This window comes from Bradyrhizobium sp. 45, from assembly GCF_023073155.1.
Taxonomy (GTDB): domain Bacteria; phylum Pseudomonadota; class Alphaproteobacteria; order Rhizobiales; family Xanthobacteraceae; genus Bradyrhizobium; species Bradyrhizobium canariense_D.
Map to the genome: position 1 here is coordinate 1 of NZ_JADPIX010000103.1, position 21,365 is coordinate 21,365.

16 protein-coding genes are annotated in these 21,365 nt (G+C 65.2%); 9 read left to right on the top strand and 7 right to left on the bottom strand.

All coding sequences use genetic code 11. The features are described from left to right. Window positions 1-191: 191 nt before the first annotated feature. Window positions 192-1,265, bottom strand: a complete 1,074-nt coding sequence (locus IVB42_RS16710; RefSeq protein ID WP_247372674.1) for a TauD/TfdA family dioxygenase — start codon at window positions 1,263-1,265, stop codon at window positions 192-194. Between the two features lie 392 nt (window positions 1,266-1,657). On the opposite strand from IVB42_RS16710, the gene IVB42_RS16715 reads away from it, so the two are divergent. After that, the gene (locus IVB42_RS16715; RefSeq protein ID WP_018454947.1) at window positions 1,658-1,873 is read left to right on the top strand and encodes a hypothetical protein; all 216 of its coding nucleotides are present in this window, start codon (window positions 1,658-1,660) and stop codon (window positions 1,871-1,873) included. Between the two features lie 99 nt (window positions 1,874-1,972). Here the strand turns inward: IVB42_RS16715 and IVB42_RS16720 are convergent, their stop codons facing one another. Continuing rightward, window positions 1,973-5,722 (bottom strand): LuxR C-terminal-related transcriptional regulator, encoded by a 3,750-nt coding sequence (locus IVB42_RS16720; RefSeq protein WP_247372671.1) that lies wholly within the window; start codon window positions 5,720-5,722, stop codon window positions 1,973-1,975. A gap of 41 nt (window positions 5,723-5,763) precedes the next feature. Between IVB42_RS16720 and IVB42_RS16725 the strand changes: the two genes are divergently transcribed. Further along, the gene (locus tag IVB42_RS16725; RefSeq protein WP_231188813.1) at window positions 5,764-6,183 is read left to right on the top strand and encodes a nuclear transport factor 2 family protein; all 420 of its coding nucleotides are present in this window, start codon (window positions 5,764-5,766) and stop codon (window positions 6,181-6,183) included. A 50-nt stretch (window positions 6,184-6,233) separates the two neighbouring features. On the opposite strand, the gene IVB42_RS16730 is transcribed toward IVB42_RS16725, so the two are convergent. From IVB42_RS16730 to IVB42_RS16750, 5 genes are read right to left on the bottom strand one after another with little or no spacing between them, the layout of a single operon-like run. Continuing rightward, window positions 6,234-7,001, bottom strand: coding sequence for a sulfite exporter TauE/SafE family protein (locus IVB42_RS16730; RefSeq protein WP_247372668.1), 768 nt, complete (start codon window positions 6,999-7,001; stop codon window positions 6,234-6,236). Then, entirely contained in the window at window positions 6,998-8,254 is a 1,257-nt protein-coding gene (locus IVB42_RS16735; protein ID WP_247372665.1) for a CCA tRNA nucleotidyltransferase, read from the bottom strand. The genes IVB42_RS16730 and IVB42_RS16735 overlap by 4 nt, the downstream gene beginning before the upstream one ends. Before the next feature lie 9 nt (window positions 8,255-8,263). Continuing rightward, window positions 8,264-8,527: a DUF6111 family protein gene (locus IVB42_RS16740; protein ID WP_018454951.1), complete on the bottom strand. Its 264-nt coding sequence runs from the start codon at window positions 8,525-8,527 to the stop codon at window positions 8,264-8,266. Next, window positions 8,524-9,195 (bottom strand): CoA pyrophosphatase, encoded by a 672-nt coding sequence (locus IVB42_RS16745; RefSeq protein WP_027568565.1) that lies wholly within the window; start codon window positions 9,193-9,195, stop codon window positions 8,524-8,526. The genes IVB42_RS16740 and IVB42_RS16745 overlap by 4 nt, the downstream gene beginning before the upstream one ends. Then, a complete protein-coding gene (locus tag IVB42_RS16750) occupies window positions 9,192-9,803 on the bottom strand; it encodes a DUF1285 domain-containing protein (RefSeq protein ID WP_247372662.1) in 612 nt (203 codons plus the stop codon). The genes IVB42_RS16745 and IVB42_RS16750 overlap by 4 nt, the downstream gene beginning before the upstream one ends. A 280-nt stretch (window positions 9,804-10,083) precedes the next feature. On the opposite strand from IVB42_RS16750, the gene IVB42_RS16755 reads away from it, so the two are divergent. The 7 genes from IVB42_RS16755 to IVB42_RS16785 all read left to right on the top strand — a co-directional run bounded on the left by IVB42_RS16755 (window position 10,084) and on the right by IVB42_RS16785 (window position 21,347). Continuing rightward, window positions 10,084-11,082 carry a MoxR family ATPase gene (locus IVB42_RS16755; protein ID WP_018454954.1) on the top strand — a complete coding sequence of 333 codons (999 nt, stop codon included), beginning with the start codon at window positions 10,084-10,086 and terminating at the stop codon, window positions 11,080-11,082. After that, on the top strand, window positions 11,082-12,026 hold the full coding sequence (locus tag IVB42_RS16760; protein WP_018454955.1) for a DUF58 domain-containing protein: 945 nt from the start codon (window positions 11,082-11,084) through the stop codon (window positions 12,024-12,026). Before IVB42_RS16755 ends, IVB42_RS16760 begins: the two co-directional genes overlap by 1 nt. Further along, complete coding sequence (locus IVB42_RS16765; RefSeq protein WP_085352650.1) at window positions 12,023-14,836, top strand: DUF4159 domain-containing protein; 2,814 nt, start codon at window positions 12,023-12,025, stop codon at window positions 14,834-14,836. Before IVB42_RS16760 ends, IVB42_RS16765 begins: the two co-directional genes overlap by 4 nt. Window positions 14,837-14,843: 7 nt before the next feature. Further along, complete coding sequence (locus IVB42_RS16770) at window positions 14,844-16,907, top strand: hypothetical protein (RefSeq protein WP_085361318.1); 2,064 nt, start codon at window positions 14,844-14,846, stop codon at window positions 16,905-16,907. Window positions 16,908-17,169: 262 nt separating this feature from the next. Beyond that, window positions 17,170-18,216, top strand: a complete 1,047-nt coding sequence (locus tag IVB42_RS16775; RefSeq protein ID WP_085352652.1) for an alpha/beta hydrolase — start codon at window positions 17,170-17,172, stop codon at window positions 18,214-18,216. 221 nt (window positions 18,217-18,437) lie between these two features. After that, on the top strand, window positions 18,438-18,842 hold the full coding sequence (locus IVB42_RS16780) for a DUF2946 family protein (protein ID WP_018454959.1): 405 nt from the start codon (window positions 18,438-18,440) through the stop codon (window positions 18,840-18,842). Window positions 18,843-18,989: 147 nt separating this feature from the next. Continuing rightward, window positions 18,990-21,347, top strand: a complete 2,358-nt coding sequence (locus IVB42_RS16785; protein ID WP_247372659.1) for a TonB-dependent receptor — start codon at window positions 18,990-18,992, stop codon at window positions 21,345-21,347. Window positions 21,348-21,365 lie beyond the last annotated feature (18 nt).

A 21,365-nucleotide genomic window follows, 5' to 3' on the forward strand; every position in this document is an offset into this window, starting at 1 on the left:
CCTCGCCTGGCTCAGAGAACTCTTGTGCCTCTTCCTGATCCAGCTATCGCATACGCTTGCCTGTCCGCTCCCGCTCAATTCGGCTTCTTAACGGACGACTCATTAGGTCGGGGTGCTCGGCTCCGCCCAACTTGGTGTCCGCTCCTCTGTCCATATCGGCACGAGAGCGGACATCGCTGGATGCTCGAACGTCAATCCAACGGAACGTTCAAACTGGTCCCTTTGGTGATGATGCCGCCACGGTTACCGATCTCGATCGAGCCATAGCGCTGCTTGAAGCAATCGGGCAACGGCCGGTCGCCTTCCATGCTGAGCCAAAGGCGCAATAAATGACGCTTCTGGCCTGCATCGGGCCAATCGCGGAATCCGGTCCGGTCATGCAGCAAGGCATGATTGTAAACGAACTGCATGTCGCCCGGCTGAAGCCGCATGCCGAAATGCAGCGCGGGATCATTTGCGAGCGCGTCAAAAAGATCGAGCGCCTCGACGTGAGCCGGCGTCAGTCTCGGCGCATCGGGAAAGCGCTGCGCACTATCGATATATTGGCGCTGATAAAACCCGGTCAGGAACCCCGCATGCCAATTCAGCACCGGGATTTCAAGATATGGCTTTTCGTTCTCCGGCACCTCGCCTCGTCGGTCCGTCGCGATCGGATCAAACAAGAGAGCGGCAAGGTCGGGACGTCTGTCAAACATCTCGTTGTAGATTGTCGTCGTACTGACAAGGAGAGAATCCCCTCCCTCCCTCGCCTCGCGAATGCATAACAATCCAACCACGTCGGACGAATCCGTGTGGAATGTTTGCCGTTCCGAGGTTTGATAAATTCGGGTGTTCGGATCCTTCGCATCAGCGCCTGTGTCACGGACGTGACCGAGAATGTGGCCCGCTGCATTCTGAGACCGCGCCGATCCAAGATGGGCGCCCACTCCGCAAAAGATCGTAGCGGCAAACTCCTGACTGTATTTTGCCACTGGGAGGCCGCGGATCACTTCGAAGCCCAAGCCGACCAAAAGCCTTTTCTTGAGCTCTTCCAGATGCGCGCCGAAGTACGGAAGCGGAAAGCTTTCCTTCGTGATCTCGGCGATTTTTTTGTTGCTGCCAAGATATGTTTCAGCCGCGCCCTCGAGTTCGGCGATCTCGCCGGCAGCAAGTGATATCAACCATCGATCGGGATTGGCTTTCATCTCAGCGCCCTCCCAGGCGGACGGGATATCGACCTTCCCTGAAGGGCGATGGATCCCGCTGGGCACTGAGACCACATTCATGGTGTTGGTTCCTGAGGGAGATTGAACGTCAGACATCGGCGCGGACGATCGACGATATTGTGCCGACCGCTTGTTTGCAACTTGGCTGAGGCGCAGCCCTGAGCCGAGTGCATCGCCGCCGACAACGGGTGCGCTCGCTTGACGAGATCCGTTCCGGGCAGTTGGCGATCCGCTTCCGCCAAGGGGATCGGTTAACAAACATGGCCTCTCGTGCGATCGATCAAAGCCCCGGGAAAAAATGGCATCAGCCGGAACGTTCGCGAAGCTGGCTGAGTTAAAAGCCATACGCGTCGCGCTGTGGTCATAGCCGCACCGCGCGCCCGATAAAGGCCCTGCACGAAGCGAAACCTACTCTGCGGCGTGCTTCGCAGCACGGCCGCGCGAGGATCGCGATGTACACGACGGCGATATACGATGAGCTGAGGCAGATCGAGCGCGACGTCGTCGAAGGAGAACGCCGGCTCGCCGAGCAGGAGGCGCTGATCATCGAAATGAAGCGCCAGAACGAGGACACAACCAAAGCTGAAGGCGAACTTGAACGGATGCGCATGGAGCAGCGAGGTCGCGATCAGGATCGGCAACGTCTGCTCTCACGGCTGCAACCCTGAACAACTGCTCCCCATCAGGCTGATCCGCCAAAGGCGTCGCGTTCCTGAGCCGTGGCTACGGTGACAGTTGCCATTTTCGGTCAATGACGATGCAGCGGTTCAGATCAGCAAATCATGATGCGCAGGTAGAATCGCTTGGTGCGGGCTGTTGGTGCCGTGATCGTCCGCGTGTCCGTTCAGTGCATGAGGGACGAGCTTGACGTTGAACCCGAGGCCTTCTTCCTGACCGGGCGGAACGTGCGCATCCAGCGGATGATTGAACTCTTTCAGTCCGACTATCTCGACGAAAGCAGAAGGAGCTACGCCGCTATCGAACCGGAATACCGGTCCCTGGTCTGCGCCGCCGGTTTCGAACGCAGCCTTGGCCGCGTGTGCGTCGTCTGCGATTGCTGCAGATTGCGCAGCGTGCTGCGAGTTACCGTGGTCCACGGTGGCTGGTTCTGCTGTCTTCACGGTCCCCGCAGCCTGCGAAGCCGAAGAGGGATGCTCGGCGCCATCGCCGGCGCCGTTGCCCGGTTTGCCTCCGTGTTCCGTCGATTCCGTGCTTGCCGCCTTTGCAGATCCTGGCTCCGAAGCGCGTTGCGAGTTGCCGTGGCCCGCGCTGGCGGGCGTTGCGGCGGCCGGATCGATCGCTGCTCCGTCCAGCGGGCTTGCAGCGGCTGAGTGCCCGGATTTTCCGTGTTCCGCGCCGTCTGGTTCTGCCGTTGTCGCTGGTGTTTGCGCGCCTTCGGAAGCCGAAGCGTGATGCTCGCCACCACGGTCGGCGGCGTTGCCCGCTTTGGAGCCAGCTCCAGTCGATTCGCTGGCTGCCGCCTTCGAAGATTCTGGTTCTGAAGCGTGCTGCGCATTGCCGTGACCCGTGCTGGCGGCCGTTGCGGCGCCCGGATCGATCTCGGTTGCGTCTGGTGCGTTTGCAGCGGTTGAGTGCCCGGATTTGCCGTGTTCCGCGCCGTCTGGTTCTGCCTTCTGCGCTGCCCCTCCCTGAGCCTCCGGGTCCTTATCGTGATGCTCGGCGCCATTGCCGACGCCGTTGCCGGGTTTGCCCCCATCTTCCGTCGACCCCGTGCTTGCCGCCTTTGCAGATCCTGGCTCCGATGCGTGCTGCGGGTTGCCGTGGCCTGCACCGGCGGCTATCGCGGCGCCCGGATCGATCTCGGCTGCGTCCGGTGCGTTTGAGGCGGCGGAGTGTCCGGATTTGCCGTGTTCCGCGCCGCCTGGGTCGGCCTTCTTCGCTGGCCCTCCCGGAGCTTCCGAAGCCGAAGCGTGATGCTCGGCGCCATTGCCGACGCCGTGGCCCGCTTTGGAGCCAGCTTCAGTCGATTCGTCGGCTGCCGCCTTTGCAGACCCCGGCTCCGAAGCGTGCTTCGAGTTGCCGTGACCCGCGTCGGCGGCCGTTGCGACGTCCGGATCGGTCTCGGCTGCGTCCGGTGCTTTTGCAGCATTTGAGTGCCCGGCTTTGCCGTGTTCCGCGCCGTCTGGTTCTGCGTTCTTCGCTGACCCTCCTGGAGCGTCCGAGGCCTTATCGTGATGCTCGGCGTCATGGCCGACGCCGTTGCCCGGTTTGGAGCCAGCTTCAGTCGATGGCTCCGAAGCGTGCTGCGAGTTGCCGTGCCCCGCGCTGTCGGCGGTTAGGACGCTGGGTTGGCCGATCTCGTTGGGCCCCGTCGACGAAACGCCGTTGCCCGCATTGATCGGACCATTGTTCGATGCGACATTTGCCGCTGCCGGGGCCGTCGCGCTATGAGCAAGCTCGATGGATGATGCGTGAGCCGACGCGGCAGACGCACCATCGCTCTCTTCCGTTGCATCCGCCGACGCGTCGCTGGAGCTTCTGAGCCTCGTCGACGTTCCCAAGCCGGTCCGGGCCTGCCCGAAATGGAAACCCGAGCCGTTGTTGGCCAGAAGGGCCCAGGCTCCAGCCGTCCCGAGCGTGCTCTCGCTCCCCTCGATACTGGTTTGGACATGATCCTTCGTCAGAGCGGCCTCATCGGTTGCGATCGCCGGTATCAGCGCGGCTTCGAGCTGCTCCAAGGTGGTCGCAACAGCCGCGCCATCTGGCTCGGAGCCGACATCCGCCTCCGCAACGGCCACGATCCCCTCGAGATGGATTTCCAGCAGGCCGCGATCGCCGATATCAAGGATATGATCGGTCGCATTCACATAGACGATCGTCTCGTTGCTTGCGGAGTCGTAGACCCAGGCGAGTGTATGTGGCGGTATAGACTTGGTTGCCGCCGTCATGTGCAGCCAGGCAAGCGCTCCGAAAGCCGCAAGATTGATCCTGCCCGGCCCAGATGCGAAATCGAACACGGCGTCGGAAGAGGTCGACTTGAACTGGTTAGACTCGGAGTCAATCGGGGAGCGATAAACAATTTTTTCAACGTCGCCGCCCCCGCCGACACCGGCATCGTGACCAGGGTCCGCGCCAACAAATTTATGGAGATTGTCACCCGCATCGCCCGGGCCCTTTTCGCCCAGAGCGCCTTCAGCGAGGTTGCCGTTTCCAGTGGTCACAGCGGCGAAAGACAGGCGGACATCGTGCGAAAGGAAACCCGGGGCTGAATTGTCGGCATGATTGGCGGCAGCATGGGTGATCGCGGCCAGTTTTGTGGTCGCACTCTCTTCAGTGACGGCCAGGATGCTGTCGATCGACGCTTGACGAAGGTCATGCGCGTGGGCGGCGAGATGGGGATCCTCCAGTGCGTAGATCAACGCACCGGTGAGAATAGCAAAGTTGCCATACCCTCCATGCATCGACATCGCATTGGAAAGAAGCCGCGGGAATTGATGTTCCGGGGCCGGGTCAACTCCGACCTGTATGTCGTTTGCTCCTCGCAGTAAGGGCACGGGAAGATCGGGCGCGCCCGATCCAGCAGGAGCGTGGTGCGTCCACGCTTTCGCGCCCCCGGATTGCTCGGCCGCGCGTAGCGCTTCCATTGCCGCCGCCGGGTTGGTGATTTGGGCGGCCTTGGCGAACAAGTCTCTCTGGGCCTGCGTGGGCGGCTCGCCGGATTCCCAGACGACGAGGTGCCGGAGAATCCCTTTTTTCCAGGGCTCGTACCCCGCGTGCTCGTCCACGTGGCCGACGCCGTTCTCATCCGGGAAGATGTCGTTCGCTTCCGACGCCTTGAGTTCGTCCGCAATTGCGAGCGCCAGAAATGCCAGGGAGAGCGCGGCCAGGCCGGAGGGCCGTTGCAGCAATGCGATGGTCGCGAGCACAGTTCTGTTGGTGATCTCAAGCTTCTGGAAAATATTGTACAGGTGGACCTTGACCGTCCCGTCGGAAACGTTGAGCTGACGCGCGATCTCCTTGTTCGACATTCCTTCCGCCACGAGTCGTGCGATTTGACGTTCCCGTTGCGTCAACAGCTCCAGCATCCCTTCGACTTTGCTATCGCCGTCCGCCTCCTTGCCGGGTGCGGAGAGATCGGACTTCTCCAGTGCCACGCCGCTCTTCGTCATCAGCCGCAGCGATCGCAGCATCGTGGCGGGAGAGGCATACTTCGAAATTGCGCTGCAGGCGCCGGCTGTGATGGCTGAAGTCAGATCGTGGTCGGTATCGGACTCGGTGAAGAACACCAGGCGCGTGGAGAGCTTCTCCGCCTTCACAATCGCGAGGATCTCGGAGACCGTCAGATCCGGCACCTTGTCGGCAAGAAGCGCGACGTCAGGTGTCAGCTTCCGAATTGCTTCGAGGCAGCTTGTCCGATCGCTGGACGATGCGACAACGTCGAAGTCCGGCTGCGTCCCGAGGACCGACCTCAGTCCCTGCAGAACGATCGGCTGTGGATCGACGATCACGAGCCGGATGGGCTTGAGTATCCCCTGCCTGGCGGACGTGTCCAACATCGACTTTGGCCCTCGGCCCGGTCCCCTATGTCGTCCGCCATATGGCCGTGCCCGGGTGGGATATTAAAATCAAAAAAGGCCTGGCGGTTCCAGAGCCTGACCCAGATTTGGACGCGATGCGAGTGAAAAATATGTCCTTTGACCCGATGGCCGTTGCGGTCGACTGGCTTGATGCCTATCGCGCGGGCGATATCGAAGCGATTTTGGAACTTCATGCCGAGGATGCCGTGGTCCACTGCGGCTGCGCCGGCGGCCAAACCATCACCGGCCGCGAAGCACTTCGTGCCTATTGGGTCGATCACCTCCGGAAATATCCGGCAGGCACGTTGGATGATCTCAATCCCTGGCGCAACGACGGCACCATTATCTCGTACCTCACCAGTGCTGGCGTCATGAGTGCACTTTTGGCATTTGACGCCGCCGGCAGGATCAAGGAACTGGACTGCAGTCCCTCACACTAGACCCGCGGCGTGAACCAAACTGGCAGCGGGACAGCGCCACATCCGATTGATTAGATGAGCTGCCTCGCCGCAGCCGAGATCATCACTACGCCGCCGGTGATCACCGCGACGTCGAGGATCGCGGTGTGGATGTGCACCGGCATCCGCTCGACGAAGGCTTTTGCCAGGAACGCGCCGGGGATTGCGATTGCTCCGATCAGCAGCGCAAAGGCGAGCACCTGTGCGGTCACGGCGCCGGCGAGGCCGAACACCGAGATCTTGATGAGGCCGGTGCCGAGCGAGATCATGGCATCGGTCGCGATCACGGCCGCGCCTTCCAGGCCCGCGGCCATCAGCAGCGACAGCAGGATCACGCCGGAGCCGGAGGTGCCGCCGACCAGCACGCCATAGCCGACCGAGCCGGCCGCAAGCCCAGTGTCGCCGATCTTGACCTGGCGGCGGCGGAGCACACGGCGCAGCGGCACGCTCAGGATCAGCATGGAGCCGATCACCAGCGCCGCGCCCGCATTGGTCAGCCGTGTGTAGCCGTAGGCACCAAGCGCTGTCGTCAGTGCCGCACAGGCCAGCACGATCAGCGCGCGGCGGCGATCGGCATAGCGGAGATAGGCGAGCGCGCGGCTGGAATTGGTGAAGATCGCGGAGATCGCGATGATCGGCACCACCGGTTCGGCGCCGACGAGAGGCACCAGCACCAGCGGCATCAAGGCGCCGGTGCCGTAGCCGGCGAGACCACCGATAATCGAAGCAAACAACGCCATCAACGCGACCAGCAGGAGCTGAAAGGTCGAGATGTCGGCGAAGCCTGAGACGATGGTCACGTTCTCTCATCGCGGCTGACGCGTGCCGCAGCTTGATCGGCGATGGAAGCGAGCGCGGCTTCCTCTAGGGGAAAATCCGCCGCAAGCCAAGCGTCCTCCGCGAGCGTCAACACATGTCCGAGCGAGGGTCCTTCCGCCATGCCGCGCGCGATGAAGTCGGCGGCGCGAAGCGGAAATTTCGGCGCAGTCCAGCGCTGCGGCAGCTCGGCGAGCGCACGCCATCGCGACGAGCCGACGTCACCGCCGGCTCTCGCCCAGCCCAGCAACACGCGATCGTGATAGCGATCCGCACCGAGCCGGTAGAGCAGCCGCCGCGCATCGGCTTCGCCCTTGGTGGCCAAGCGCCACCAGCGGTGCCCCATCGAATCCAGCGCCTTGGTTTCCGCATTGGAGAGCCTCAGGCGCGTGGCGACGCGCTTGGCGTCTTCAGTCACCGCGACCGTCAGCGCGGCGAGGCGCCGCGTGCTGCTTGCGGTGAGGCCGAGCTCGCGCTCGATCGCGATCATCGCCGAGAGCGGCCCGGTATAGGCGACGCCGCCGGTCAGCGCCTGCAGCAATCCGCCATCGGCCATCGCAAGCGCGGCGGCGGACGCGCCGGGAGCGACCAGAAGCTTCAGCGTCTCGATGCGCAGCCGCTCGGCCGAGAGGCTCGCGAGGCCGGCGCGTCCCCGGATGCAGGCGAGATAGCCGTCGCGGTCGGGATCGCCGGCGCCGAAGGCGGCGTGGATGCGGAAGAAGCGCAGGATGCGCAGGAAATCCTCGGCGATGCGCTGGTCGGGATCACCGATGAAGCGCACGTGCCGCGCGGCCGCATCCGCGATGCCTCCGACGTAATCGTGGACGACGCCGTCGGCATCGACCGAGAGCCCGTTCATCGTGAAGTCGCGGCGCTCGGCGTCCTTCACCCAGTCGCGGCCGAACGCGACCTTGGCCTTGCGGCCGAAGGTCTCGGTATCCTCGCGCAGCGTCGTGACTTCATACGGCTGGCTGTCGATGACGAGCGTGACGGTGCCGTGGTCGATGCCGGTCGGAACGGCCTTGATGCCGGCGCTCTTGGCGCGCCGTATCACCTCGTGCGGGAGCGCCGTGGTCGCGATGTCGATGTCACCGGGCACGAGGCCGAGCAGCGCGTTGCGCACGGCGCCGCCGACAACCCGCGCCTCCTCGCCATCCGCATTGAGCAATTGCAGGACGCGCGCGGTGCCGCCCGAAATCAGCCAGGGCGCATCGGCGAGCATGGGCACCGCGCTCATCGGCCGGCCCTATCTTTCCACGCCCGGCACGAGCTTGCCGTTCTCGACATGGGCGGGGACATAGGTCGAATCCGGTGCGGCGCCGGAGAAATGCGCAAAGCCGATCAGCCCGGCGATCACCAGCACGAGCGCCGCCAGCATGAGACGCGCGACGATGGTGATCGGCCAGGACGATTGCACGAACAGGCCGGAACGCGTGGCGGCCAGGAACAGCGCATAGACGGCAAAGGGAACGAGGAAGATTCCGATCTCGGTCAGGATCGGCCGAATCATGACGAATAGATCCGCTCATAGAGCACACGGAGCATGCCGGCCGTCGCGCCCCAGATGTAGCGTTCGGCAAACGGCATCGCGTAGTAGGACCGCTCCATGCCGCGGAATTCCTTGCTGTGCACCTGGTGGTTGGCCGGGTTCATCAGGAAGGATAGCGGCACTTCGAACGCATCATCAACCTCGGAATGGTTGATCGTCAGCTCAAAGCCCGGGCGCACCCTGGCCACCGTCGGCAGGATGCGGAAGCCGAAGCCGGTGCCGTAGAGATCGAGATAGCCGATCGGCTCGACGAAGTCGCGCGACAGCCCGACCTCCTCCTCGGCCTCGCGCAGCGCCGCATCGAGCGGCGAGCGGTCGGTTGCGTCGATCTTGCCGCCGGGGAATGCGATCTGGCCGGCATGGTCGTTCAGATGCGCCGAACGCTGCGTCAGCAGAATGGTCGGCTCGGGATGATCGACCACCGCGATCAAGACCGCCGCCGGCCGCACCGGCTGCTCGCGCGCGATGATCTCGAGCATCTTGTCGGTGCCGGGATCGCCCGAGGCCGGAATGATGTTGGGATCGTAGAGGCCGGGCGGAACGTCGAAGCCGAGCCGCGCGGCGGAGCGGGCGAAGAAATCCGCCGCACCGATCACGGCGGGATCGTTCCTGGAGATAGGCTTGTTCAAAGCGCGGCCCTCACCTGCTCCGCATCGGCCATGGCGAAGAACTCGCCGGCCGACTCGACACCGAACATCGGCTGGCCATCGACCATCCGCTCCTCACCCATGTCAACCAGATCGTAATAGAGCGCGCGGGTGACCTTGGCCCAGAGCTCGGCGCGGATATGCAGATAGGGCGTCAGCCCGCCGTCCTTGGCCTGCTCGAAGCGCAGCCGGTGCGACGCATCGCAGGTGACCCAGTCGTCGACATTGGTGCGGAAGCGGAGCACGCGATGGTTGGCATCGCCGTCCTTCTGCATCTCGACCGCCATGAACGGCGCGTCGTCGACGCGAATGCCGACCTTCTCCACCGGCGTGACGAGGAAATGCTTGTCGCCTTCGCGCTTGAGGATGGTCGAGAACAGGCGAACCAAGGCATGACGGCCGATTGGCGTCCCCAAATAGAACCAAGTACCATCTGACGCGATTCGAATGTCGAGATCGCCGCAAAACGGCGGATTCCACAAATGCACCGGAGGCAGGCCCTTTTTGGCGCCTTCGGCATCGGCAGCAGTTTTGGCAGCGGCAGTCAGCCCCTCAAGACCGCGATCGGCGCTCTGCCCTTGGTTCGCCATGGTTTGCCCTGACTTTGTCATTTGGCACGATCGGTCATTTGGCACGATTGGTGCAGGTTTACGTTGTATCCGGGTACTCGGTTCCACCCCGCATTCGTCCGGTGTGGAGGTCGCCACTTCGTGATGCCCTACATATCCTTAAGCCGATAAGGTGGGGATAGGTTAGTTCAACGAATACATGGCCTTCCTGCAAGTCTAGCATAGGGCCCACGTCTTGAGTTGAGGACGTGATGACATGACGACGCAAGCGAGCTGCATGGCAGGCTGAAGGAGCTAACGGATGGCGGAGAGTGTCGAGAAGCTCGAAGACGGGATAGTCCGTTCGGCCGAGCAGGTGTCGAGCCAGATTCGCGCGGCAAAGGATGCGATCGCGTCCGTCATCTTCGGCCAGGATCGCGTGATCGAGAACACGCTGGTCACCATCCTCTCCGGCGGCCATGCGCTGTTGATCGGTGTCCCCGGTCTGGCCAAGACCAAGCTGGTCGAGACGCTCGGCATCACCCTCGGCCTCGATGCCAAGCGCATCCAGTTCACGCCCGATCTGATGCCGTCGGACATTCTCGGCGCCGAAGTGCTGGACGAGAGCACCTCCGGCAAGCGTGCCTTCCGCTTCATCTCCGGCCCCGTGTTCGCGCAACTGCTGATGGCCGACGAGATCAACCGCGCCAGCCCGCGCACGCAGTCGGCGCTGCTGCAGGCGATGCAGGAGCAGCACATCACCGTTGCCGGCGCGCGTCACGATCTGCCGAAGCCGTTCCACGTGCTCGCCACGCAAAACCCGCTGGAGCAGGAAGGCACCTATCCGCTGCCTGAAGCCCAGCTCGACCGTTTCCTGATGGAGATCGACGTCGACTATCCCGACCGCGACGCCGAGCGCCGCATCCTGTTCGAGACCACCGGCGCCGACGAGACGCTGGCGAAGGGCTCGATGACACCTGATGCACTCATCACCGCGCAGCGACTGATCCGGCGCCTGCCGGTCGGCGATTCCGTGGTCGAGGCGATCCTGTCGCTGGTGCGCTCGGCCCGTCCGGGTCCGGACGGCGGCGACACCAGCAAGTTCATCGCCTGGGGACCGGGCCCGCGCGCCAGCCAATCGCTGATGCTCGCGGTGCGCGCTCGCGCGCTGATCGACGGCCGCCTCGCGCCCTCAATCGACGACGTGCTCGACCTCGCCGAGCCCGTGCTGAAGCACCGCATGGCGCTGACGTTCCAGGCGCGCGCCGAAGGCCGCACGATTCCGGACGTGATCCGGCAATTGAAGACACGGATCGGTTGATGGCGGCGGAGAACGGGCACACAGCAAAGGAGGTCATCGCGATCCGACGTGCCGATGGCGAAAGCCGCACGCTCGCCGCTTCGCTGCCGCGCCTGGTGCTCGAGGCCCGCCGTATCGCCGCCAACGTCATCCACGGCCTGCACGGTCGCCGTCGCGCCGGCTCCGGCGAAAATTTCTGGCAATACCGCCGTTTCGTCTCCGGCGAACCGTCGCAGAATGTCGACTGGCGGCGCTCGGCGCGCGACGATCTCCTCTATGTCCGCGAGCTCGAATGGGAAGCCTCGCATACGGTCTGGATCTGGCCCGATCGTTCGCCCTCGATGGCGTTCGCGTCAAAGCAGGCGCGTGAATCCAAGCTCGAGCGGACGCTGATCGTCGCCTTCGCGCTGGCCGAGCTGCTGGTCTCCGGCGGCGAGCGCGTCGGCATCCCCGGTTTGATGGCACCGACCGCCAGCCGCAGCGTCATCGACAAGATGGCGCAGGCGATGCTGCATGACGATGCCGACCGCTTGAGCCTGCCGCCCTCCTTTGTGCCCGCGGCGCTGGCCGAGACGATCGTGCTGTCGGACTTCTGGTCGCCGCTCTCCGAGATCAGGACCACGCTCGCCGGCCTGTCCGGCTCCGGCGCGCATGGCACGCTGGTGCAGGTCGTCGATCCCGCCGAGGAATCATTCCCCTATTCCGGCCGCGTCGAGTTCGTCGAGCCCGAGGGGTTCGGCGTGATCACCGCCGGCCGCGCCGAGAGCTGGGCGCAGGATTACACCGCCCGGCTCGCGCTGCACCGCGATCAGATCCGCGCCGAGACCAACAAGCTCGACTGGCTGTTCACGACGCATGCGACCGACCGCTCGGCCGCCGAGCTCTTGCTGTTCCTGCATGCCGGCATGCAGGTGAGCAAATCGGGCGCGCGCACCACAACGATCAAGGCGGGGCCGGCAGCATGATGGGACTGCCGCTCGCCTTCACCGAACCGCTGCTCCTGATCGGCCTCGTCAGCCTGCCGGTGCTGTGGTGGCTGTTGCGCGTGATGCCGCCGCGGCCGCGCCGGATCGAGTTTCCGCCGACGCGCCTGCTGTTCGACATCGCACCGCGCGAAGAGACCCCGTCGCGAACGCCGTGGTGGTTGACCGCATTGCGGCTGCTGGCTGCGGCACTGGTCATTTTCGCCGCCGCCGGTCCGATCTGGAATCCGCAAACAGGCGCGGCCGCCAGCAAGGCGCCGCTGATGATCATGTTCGACGACGGCTGGAGCGCGGCCTCGAACTGGGACATCCGGATCAGGGCCGCCGACGAATTGATCGCCAGTGCCGAGAACGACCGCCGTGCGATCGCGCTGGTGCCGCTGTCCGAGCCGAACCGCGATATCACATTGATGCCGGCGGGCGCCGCGCGCGTCGCGCTGCGGCAGCTGACGCCAAAGCCGTATTCGATCGAACGCGTCGAGACCCTGACCGCAATCGATCGCTTCCTGAAAGCAACCGGCGACTGCGAGATCGCCTGGCTCTCCGACAGCGTCGACACCGGTCGCGGCGAGGAATTCGTGACTGGCCTCGGCAAGACCATCGGCGATCGCAGCCTGACCGTGTTCGAAGGCGGCACCTCCGCGGCTCTGGCGCTGGTCGCGGCAGAGAATGCCGCAGCCAGGATGACGGTGAAGGTGCTGCGCACCGACAGCGGCATCGCCATCGGCACCGTGCGCGCGCTGGACCAGAAGGCCTCGCCGATCGGCGAGGCGCGTTATTCGTTCGGCCCGCAGGACAAGGAAACCGAAGCGTCGTTCGATCTGCCGGTCGAGCTGCGCAACGACATCACGCGGCTGGAAATTGCCGGTGAGCGCTCCGCCGGCGCAGTGCAGCTGCTCGACAAGCGCTGGCGCCGCCGCGCCATCGGCATCGTCTCGGGCTCGACCAGCGAGACCGCGCAGCCGCTGCTGGCGCCGACCTTCTATCTCACCCGTGCGCTGGCGCCGTTCGCCGACGTGCGGCTTGCCGACAAGGGCTCGCCGCAGCAGGGCATCACGCAGTTCCTCGATCAGAAGCTGCCGATGATCATCCTTGCCGATGTCGGCACCATCGCCCCTGAAATCCGCGAGCGTCTCAATGCCTGGATCGACCAGGGCGGCGTGCTGGTGCGGTTCGCCGGTCCGCGGCTGGCGCAGGCCGAGGACGATCTCGTCCCGGTCAAGCTGCGCAAGGGCGGCCGGACGCTCGGCGGCAGCCTGACCTGGGAAAAGCCGCAACATCTTGCCTCCTTTGCCGCCGATGGTCCGTTTGCCGGCGTCGTGGTCCCCAAGGACGTCACCATAAGCCGCCAGGTGCTGGCCGAGCCCGACGCCGTGCTCGCCACCAAAAGCTGGGCGTCGCTGGAAGACGGCACGCCGCTGGTAACAGGCGAGCATCGCGGCAAGGGCGTCGTCAGCCTGTTCCACGTCAGCGCCGACATGCGCTGGTCGGATCTGCCGATGTCGGGCACCTTCGTCGAAATCCTGCGGCGTGTCGTCGACATGTCCGGCTATACCGCGAAGCCGGGTCCAGGCGTTGCCACCGAGGCGACCGCCGAAACGGTGGCGCCGTTGCACATCCTCGATGGCTTTGGCGCGTTCGGTCCGCCGCCGGCTGCCGCAAAGCCGCTGCCCGCGGATTATCGCGACCGCGCCACACCCGATCATCCGCCGGGCTTCTATGGTCCGGCAGAAGGACCGCTCGCCGTGAACACGCTTGCCAGCGCCGACCGTATCGCAGCCCTGAACACCACGAGCCTGCGCGCCCGGCATGCCACCTACACCAACGCCGAGCCGCAGGACTTGCGCGGTTGGCTGCTATCGACGGCGCTCGCGCTGTTCCTGATCGACGCCATCATCGTCGCGGTACTCGGCGGCGGCCTTGCCGCGCTGGTGCGCCGCCGCGCCGCGCCCGCGATGATCGTCTTTGGGCTGGTGCTCGCAGGTCTCGCCTCGTTCGTGCCGACGCCGTCGCATGCGGACAGCGCGTCCGACGAGTTCGCGATGAAGGCGGTGTCGCAGACCCGCCTCGCTTATGTCGTGACCGGCAATGCCGACGTCGATTCCATCGTCAGGGCCGGGCTATCCGGACTGACGCTGTTCCTGGCGCAGCGCACCGCGCTTGAGGCCGGCGATCCCGTCGGCATCGACCCGGCGCGCGACGAACTCGCTTTCTTCCCGCTGATCTACTGGCCGATCGTGCCGGGCGCGCCCAAGCCGTCGCGGGACGCCATCAACAAGATCGACGCCTATATGAAGCAGGGCGGCACCGTGCTGTTCGACACCCGCGACGCGGTCGAAGCGCCACCCGGCGCGAACGGCGCCGCGCAGACCCCGGCCATGCAGACGCTCCGCGAGATCCTGTCCTCGCTCGACGTGCCCGAGCTGGAGCCGGTGCCGCGGGAGCACGTGCTGACCAAGACCTTCTATCTGTTGCGCGACTTCCCCGGCCGCTTCAGCACCGGCCAGACCTGGGTCGAGACCTTGCCGCGCGAAGACGACGAGGACAGCGCGCAGCGGCCGGCACGCGGCGGCGACGGCGTCTCGCCGATCATCATCACCTCGAACGACCTGGCCGGCGCCTGGGCCGTGCGGCCCGACGGCCAGTCCATGCTGCCGGTGATCGGCGGCGACCCCCGCCAGCGCGAATTCGCCTACCGCGCCGGCGCCAACATCGTGATGTACACGCTGACGGGCAACTACAAGGCCGACCAGGTGCACGCACCGGCCCTGATCGAACGGCTGGGGCAGTAGGATCGATATGAATTACGGCATCGCATTCACGCCGCTTGTTCCCACGATCGTGCTGTGGCTCGCGCTGGCCGCGATCGTCGTCATCGCGCTGGTGCTGCTGCTGGCGCGGGCGCGCGGCGCTGCCGTGCGCGTGGCCGCGCTGGCGCTGTTCCTGCTGGCGCTCGCCAATCCCTCCTTTACCCGCGAGGACCGCGATCCCCTCACCTCGGTCGCCGCAATCGTCGTCGACAAGAGCCCGAGCCAGAATTTCGGCAACCGCAATCGCGAGGCTGCGACGGCGCAGGAAGCGCTGGTCGACAGCCTGAAGAAGATCAAGGGGCTCGAGGTCCGCGTCGTCGATGCCGGACAGGCTGACGGCGAGACCGACGGCACCAAGCTGTTCGGGGCGCTGGCCTCGGCCTTGTCGGACGTGCCGGTCGACCGCGTCGCCGGTGCGTTCCTGATCACCGACGGCCGCGTCCACGACATTCCGGCCAACGCCGCCGGGCTCGGCTTCCAGGCGCCGGTGCACGCGCTGATCACGGGGCAGAAGGACGAGCGCGACCGCCGTATTGCGGTCATCGCCGCGCCGCGCTTCGGCATCGTCGGGCAGCCCCAGACTATCACCTACCGCCTCGACGACCAGGGCGTCAGCGGCGAGCGCGCCAAGGTCACCGTCCGCAGGGACGGCGAGGTCATCAACGAGCGCACGCTTTCGAGCGGCCAGGCCGCAAGCGTCGACGTCGACATTAAGCATTCCGGGCCGAACATCGTCGAGATCGAGGCCTCGCCGCTCGAGCGGGAATTGACGCCGGTGAACAACCGCGCCGTTGTCGCCATCGACGGTGTGCGCGACAAGCTGCGCGTGCTGCTGGTCTCAGGCGAGCCGCATTCCGGCGAGCGCACCTGGCGCAATCTGCTCAAGTCCGATGCCAGCGTCGATCTCGTCCACTTCACCATTCTGCGGCCGCCGGAGAAGCAGGACGGCACACCGATCAATGAATTGTCGCTGATCGCGTTTCCGACCCGCGAGCTGTTCCAGCAGAAGATCAACGAATTCCAGCTGATCATCTTTGACCGCTATGCCCGCCAAGGCGTGCTGCCGATCGCCTATTTCGACAACATCGCACGCTACGTGCGTTCCGGCGGCGCGGTGCTGGTCTCGGCCGGCCCCGACTACGCGTCCAACACCAGCATCTGGCGCACGCCGCTGGATTCGGTGCTGCCGGCCGAACCGGTCGGGGTGACGGAAAAACCGTTCTACGCCCATCTGTCCGACGTCGGCAAACGCCATCCCGTCACGCGTGGCCTCGAGGGCTCCGCCTCCGAGCCGCCGCGCTGGAGCCGGTTCTTCCGCACCGTCGATACCCGCAATGCGGTCAACCCGCCGGTCATGACGGGCGTCGACGGCAAGCCGCTGCTGTTCCTGTCGCGTTTCGGCGAGGGCCGCGTCGCACTTCTGCTCTCCGACCACATCTGGCTGTGGGCGCGCGGCTATGAAGGTGGCGGCCCGCATCTCGATCTGTTGCGGCGGATGTCGCACTGGCTGATGAAGCAACCTGATCTGGACGAGGAAGCGTTGCGCCTGCAGGTGCAGGGCAAGAATCTCGTGGTGGTGCGCCAGACCATGGCGGACAGCGTTCAGCCGGTGAGTGTGACCTCGCCGTCGGGCGTGTCGCGCGACCTGACGCTTGCAGCGGGCGATCCCGGCGAATGGCGCGCCAGCCTGCCGGCGAGCGAGCTCGGCCTGTGGCAGGCCACCGACGGCACGCTGAAGGCGCTGATCAATGTCGGCCCGACCAATCCGAAGGAGTTTTCGGAAGTCACCTCCACCACCGAGACGTTGAAGCCGCTGACCCAGGCGACCGGCGGTGACGCCGTGCGCGTGGTCGACGGCGCCAGCGTCGAGCTGCCGCGCATCCTGCCGGTCCGCTCGGCGAGCGTCTTCCATGGCGACGGCTGGATGGGCGTGCGGATGCGCGACGCCAGCGTGGTGAAGGGCGTCGGCGTGCTGCCGATCTTCGCTGGCGTGATCGGGTTGCTGCTGCTGCTCGGAGCATTCGCCGCGACCTGGCTGCGCGAAGGGCGGTAGGCGGCTTACTCGCCTCCGTTCGCTTCCCCTTAGTCAGATAAAATCCCCATCCTCCCTTCTTCGCCGGAAGCTCCATAGCACCTTCGCCCCCGAACTCGGTCGAATGTAGCGCGTTGTGAAATCTGGGGCCGGTTCTTCCTCGGCGCTGGGCAGGCGCGTCCCTGTCCAGGCATCGCTCCCCGCGGACAAGAGCAGTTCTCGACGGAGCCTTCGCAGCACCCAAACCGCGCGAGCGCTCAGTGAGAAGCGGAGTTACTCGACCATGACAGACCGACTTCAACCGATCAGTTCTGAAGCCGAACTATCGCTCGACCAGCGCACGTTCAGCTCGCCTCGTCAGACAACGCGCTATATCGAGTGCGGGCCGGCCGACGGACCGTTGATGATCTTCGTCCATGGCTGGCCGAGCATCAGTTTGATGTGGCGCGCGCAGATGGAAGCGTTTGCCGCCGACGGTTGGCACTGCGTCGCTCCCGATCTGCGCGGCTACGGCGGCTCTTCCACGCCCGCAGCCAACGACGCCTATACCATCGAGGAAATCGTGACGGACATGGCCGAACTCCATGATGACTTGGGCGGCAAGCCTGCGATCTGGGTTGGCCACGACTGGGGCTGTGTTGTGGTCGGTGAGTTGGTCGCGCATCAGCCAAAGCGCAGCCGCGGAGTCGTGCTGACCTCGCTGGCGTATCAACCCGACGGGCACGCCCTGCGCACAGTCGTCCCGCTGGTCGACCGGACGATTTATCCGGTCGACCAATATCCGGATGGCCAATGGGATTACTACCGTTACTACAACACGCACTTCGAGGCGGCAGTCGCCGACCTCGATGCAGACTTGGCAGCATCGCTGGCGTCGATCTTTCGGCCAGGCGACCCCGCCGGCATCGGCAAGGTTTCGCCGAATGCGATGGTCACGCGCAATGGAGGGCGCTTTGGCGCCGCGCACCGCGCTCCGCCGACTGAGCCCGATTCGGCTCTCTGGCCGCCGGCGGACTTCGACGTGCTGGTGCAGACGTTCAAGGCTCATGGCTTCCGCCCATCCTGCGCGTGGTACATGAACGACGACGCCAACATCGCCTATGCGCGCAAGGCACTCAATGGCGGCCGCCTGTCGCAGCCGGTGCTGTTCGTTAACGGCGACTTTGATCAGATCTGCAGCATCACCGGAAATCGCCAAGGTGACCCGATGCGCGCCACCTGCCCGGACCTGACCGTAACGAGCATGCCCGCAGGGCATTGGCTGCCGCTGGAGCGCAAGGCAGAACACATCGAGGCCATCCGCACCTGGCTCCGGAGCAAAAAGCTCTGATGCCACCTGCTCGCGCTGACACTGAGTCCAATCGCCGTCCGCGTAAGCCGTTTGACAGGTCCTCAGCCTAGGCTTTCAGTTGCCTGCACGACACGGCAAGGAGCCGGCCCGCTCGGGTCGGCTCGACAGCGGTTGACATCCGCTGACGGATTGCGCGATGTTACATTATAACATCGCGGGATCAGGGGATGATACCTCGCGATGTGGGGTGGCGTTTCCAGATGAAGTGGTTCCGGTCGAATATCAGGCACGGCGCCCGGCTCGCGATCTTCGCGATGCTGGTGCAGTTCGCGCTGACGTTCGGCCACAGCCATTGGTTCGCCCAGGCGGCTCCCCTCGCCCAGTCCTCGCTGCAGCAGACCGACGGCGCCCAAGCTCCCGCTTCGATCGACCGTTCCGCGGTCGAGAGGCAATCGCCATTGGCTCCTGACAGGGAGCAACCGGGCGAGGACAATTGCGCGATCTGCGCATTGGTCGCGATGGCGGGCACCGTCTTGTTCGCGGCGCCGCCTGTGTTGCTGCTGCCGCAGGCGATCGACCTGCTCTACCGCACCACCGACGCCGAATTCGTCCACCTGAAATCGGCCGGTACGGCATTCCAGCCCCGCGCCCCTCCCGCGTCCTGACTTCCACAACGCTTGATCACGCCCGGGCTCGCCGCTTTCAGGCGCATTCCCGGGAGCAGCTGAAGTCGAATTCCGTCGCGCAGCGACGGCAGGCCGCCTCCGATCAGCAGACGAACATGCGGACGGCGCCTGACTGGAATCAGGACCATGTCATTCAAATTGCGGCGCGCGCAGCGCCTTGGCGGAGCAAGCCTGCTCCTGCTCGGCGCCGCCACCTCGGCGCTGGCCGAGGATAAGTCATCGACCGAGATCCCCGCCGTCACCGTGACGGCTCCGAGCCCCATCGTGCGCAGGGCGGTGGTGCCGACCCGCAACCCCGGTCGTCCCACCCGAACCGCGCGGGCACGCAGCCACCAACGCGCTGCGGACGCCACGCCGGCAACCTCCACGCCGGCCGCACCTCAGCAGGGCGTGCTGCCCATCGTGACCAACCAGTTCGCGACGGTCACGGTGGTGCCGAACGAAGAGATCCGCCGCGAGGGCGGCGGCCAGCTCGGCGACCTCCTGTTCTCGAAACCCGGCATCACCGGATCGAGCTTCGCGCCCGGCGCCTCCAGCCGGCCGATCATCCGGGGACTTGACGTCAACCGCGTCGGCATCGTCGAGAACGGCACCAATGCCGGCGGCGCCTCCGATCTCGGCGAGGATCACTTCGTTCCAATTGATCCGCTCGCGACCAACCAGGTCGAGGTGGTACGCGGGCCGGCTGCGCTGCGCTATGGCTCGACCTCGATCGGCGGCGTCGTCAGCGCCACCAACAACCGGATTCCCGACGCGCTGCCGACCTGCGCTCCGTCGTTCCAGACCTACGGCATGCCGACGAAGGCACCGCTCGCAGCGGCCGCGACTTCGCCTTGCGTCACCGCCGAGACGCGCAGCGCGTTCAGTTCGGTTGACCGCGGCGTCGAAAGCGGCGTGCTGCTCGACACGGGCGGCGGCAATTTTGCCTTCCATGCCGACGTCTACGGGCGCAACACCACCGACTACAGCATCCCGAGCTACCCGTACCTCGCCGACCAGACCCGGCCCGTCGCCAACGGACGCCAGCCCAACTCGGCGACGCGCTCAGACGGCGCCTCGATCGGCGGCTCCTACTTTTTCCAGGGCGGCTATATCGGCGCGGCGATCACGCAGAACGACTCCCTGTACCACATCCCCGGCATCGACGGCGCCGACCACAACACGCGGATCGACGCCCATCAGACCAAGATCAACGTCAAGGGCGAGTACCATCCCGACGCTACGGCGATCGACGTCGTTCGCTTCTGGGCCGGCGCGACCGATTACCGGCACAACGAGATCGGGCTTGCCGATCCCGCCGATTCCAACACGGACGGCGTGCGGCAGACCTTCACCAACAAGGAGCAGGAGATCCGCACCGAGGTGCAGCTGATGCCGTTCAACGCGCGCTTCGCCGAGGTGACGACGGCGCTGGGCTTCCAGGTCGGCCATCAGGAATTGAGCGCGCCGAGCCCGGACAATCCGGGCACGCTGTTCAACGGCCTGTGGGACCCGAACAACAGCACGCGCGTTGCCGGTTACGCGTTCAACGAGTTCAAGTTCACGGACGCGACGCGGGCGCAGATCGCCGGCCGCATCGAGCATGTCGAGCTGCACGGGACGACGCCGGATTTTCCCGCGGACTTCCTGCCCGACGGCACGCCGCAGGCGGGCATCGGCCGTAATCCGTCCTTCACGCCGAAGAGCGGCAGCATCGGCCTGTTGCAGGACCTGCCAGGCGGCATGGTCGGCAGCATCACCGCGCAATATGTCGAGCGCGCGCCGAAGGCCGCCGAGCTGTTCTCGCGCGGCGCACATGATGCGACCGCGACCTTCGACATCGGCAACCCCAACCTCACCATCGAGACCGCGAAATCCGTGGAGGTCGGCCTGCGCAAGGCAACGGGGCCGTTCCGCTTCGAGGCGACGGTCTACTACACGCATTTCAACAACTTCATCTATCGCCGTCTCACCGGCGTGATGTGCGACGACGACTTTGCCTCGTGCGGCACGCCCGGCGCCGAGGTGAACCAGGCGGTCTATTCGCAGCGGGACGCGAACTTCCGCGGCGGCGAATTCCAATCGCAGCTCGACGTCGGTGCATTGCAGGGCGGCATCTGGGGCATCGAAAACCAGTTCGACGTGGTCCGGGCCACCTTCACCGACGGCACCAACGTGCCGCGCATTCCGCCGGTGAGACTGGGCGGCGGCGTGTTCTGGCGCGACGACAATTGGCTGATGCGCGTCAATCTGTTGCACGCCTTCGCTCACAACGACGTCGCGGTGATCGCGGAGACGCCGACGGCGGGCTACAATTTGCTGAAGGCCGAGGTCAGCTACAAGACCAAGCTCAACCCGAATGCATTCGGCGCGCGCGAGATGCTGCTCGGCCTCGTCGGCAACAATCTGTTGAACGAAAACATCCGCAACTCGGTGTCCTACACCAAGGACGAGGTGTTGATGCCCGGCATCGGGGTACGGGCGTTCGCGAACTTCAAGTTCTGAAAGCGCGATAGCTAGCCG

Excerpts from the sequence above, each read along its gene's own strand:
- IVB42_RS16710 (WP_247372674.1), bottom strand. The coding sequence starts at position 1,265 with ATGAATGTGGTCTCAGTGCCCAGCGGGATCCATCGCCCTTCAGGGAAG.
- IVB42_RS16715 (WP_018454947.1), top strand. The coding sequence starts at position 1,658 with ATGTACACGACGGCGATATACGATGAGCTGAGGCAGATCGAGCGCGAC.
- IVB42_RS16720 (WP_247372671.1), bottom strand. The coding sequence starts at position 5,722 with ATGTTGGACACGTCCGCCAGGCAGGGGATACTCAAGCCCATCCGGCTC.
- IVB42_RS16725 (WP_231188813.1), top strand. The coding sequence starts at position 5,764 with ATGGCCGTGCCCGGGTGGGATATTAAAATCAAAAAAGGCCTGGCGGTT.
- IVB42_RS16735 (WP_247372665.1), bottom strand. The coding sequence starts at position 8,254 with ATGAGCGCGGTGCCCATGCTCGCCGATGCGCCCTGGCTGATTTCGGGC.
- IVB42_RS16740 (WP_018454951.1), bottom strand. The coding sequence starts at position 8,527 with ATGATTCGGCCGATCCTGACCGAGATCGGAATCTTCCTCGTTCCCTTT.
- IVB42_RS16750 (WP_247372662.1), bottom strand. The coding sequence starts at position 9,803 with ATGGCGAACCAAGGGCAGAGCGCCGATCGCGGTCTTGAGGGGCTGACT.
- IVB42_RS16755 (WP_018454954.1), top strand. The coding sequence starts at position 10,084 with ATGGCGGAGAGTGTCGAGAAGCTCGAAGACGGGATAGTCCGTTCGGCC.
- IVB42_RS16760 (WP_018454955.1), top strand. The coding sequence starts at position 11,082 with ATGGCGGCGGAGAACGGGCACACAGCAAAGGAGGTCATCGCGATCCGA.
- IVB42_RS16765 (WP_085352650.1), top strand. The coding sequence starts at position 12,023 with ATGATGGGACTGCCGCTCGCCTTCACCGAACCGCTGCTCCTGATCGGC.
- IVB42_RS16770 (WP_085361318.1), top strand. The coding sequence starts at position 14,844 with ATGAATTACGGCATCGCATTCACGCCGCTTGTTCCCACGATCGTGCTG.
- IVB42_RS16775 (WP_085352652.1), top strand. The coding sequence starts at position 17,170 with ATGACAGACCGACTTCAACCGATCAGTTCTGAAGCCGAACTATCGCTC.
- IVB42_RS16780 (WP_018454959.1), top strand. The coding sequence starts at position 18,438 with ATGAAGTGGTTCCGGTCGAATATCAGGCACGGCGCCCGGCTCGCGATC.
- IVB42_RS16785 (WP_247372659.1), top strand. The coding sequence starts at position 18,990 with ATGTCATTCAAATTGCGGCGCGCGCAGCGCCTTGGCGGAGCAAGCCTG.